Here is a 772-nt window from a genome sequence, read left to right on the forward strand (position 1 = left end):
GTGACCATGCGGGGTGTTACCGGCAAATAGATGATGATCCTGCTTAAATTCCATACCTCCGTCGCGGCTGCCGGGTATATAAGCGGCTGTGGCGACGGCATCATGAGGCACAATAATCCTATTACCTGTCATAAAGCAGACTTTATCATCGATGTTCGTTAACAGCGGCCGGTAACAACGACGGCTAACGATGGGCTTTAGAGATGTGATAGAGTTCGAGCTTGCGGTACAGGGTGGTTCTGGAAAATCCCATGGCTTTAGCTACTTCGGTGAGATTGCCGCGGTGCTTTTCCAACAGATCTATAATGAGTTCCGCTTCTTTTTCGGCAATCAGTCGTTTCTTTTTCTGGGCGTAAGTGAGTTGCGCCTCTGAATCGGAAAGGCTATGCCCGGTATTCAGCGGCGGGGTATGACGCAGGGTGCAAATTTCGGGGGGTAGGTCTGATGGGGTGATGGGCTGGGTGTCTGCGATGATGGCCAGTCTTTCAGCGACATTTTGCAGTTCACGCACATTGCCAGGCCAGTTGTATCTGGCCAGACAGTGCATAACCGCAGGGTTCATAATTCTTTCCATAATTATCGGCGCAACACCCAGCTTCATCAAATAGTGCTGCATTAGCAAAGCGATGTCGTCTTTTCTATCCCTTAGCGGTGGTATGGTAATGCAAATCACATTCAGACGATAGTAGAGGTCCTGCCTGAAATTGCCGTTTTCTACTTCTTCCAGCAAATCCTTGTTGGAGGCGCAAATAATGCGCACATCTACTGGGAT

Annotated in this window: 1 protein-coding gene; it reads right to left on the bottom strand. The window is 49.4% G+C overall.

Annotated features, from left to right (window positions below):
* Positions 1-184 precede the first annotated feature (184 nt).
* Positions 185-772: AAA-type ATPase lid domain-containing protein (locus B3W37_RS12180; protein WP_483175973.1), on the bottom strand; the 588-nt coding region annotated here is incomplete at its 5' end.

The organism is Syntrophomonas sp. UBA5494, assembly GCF_002426325.1.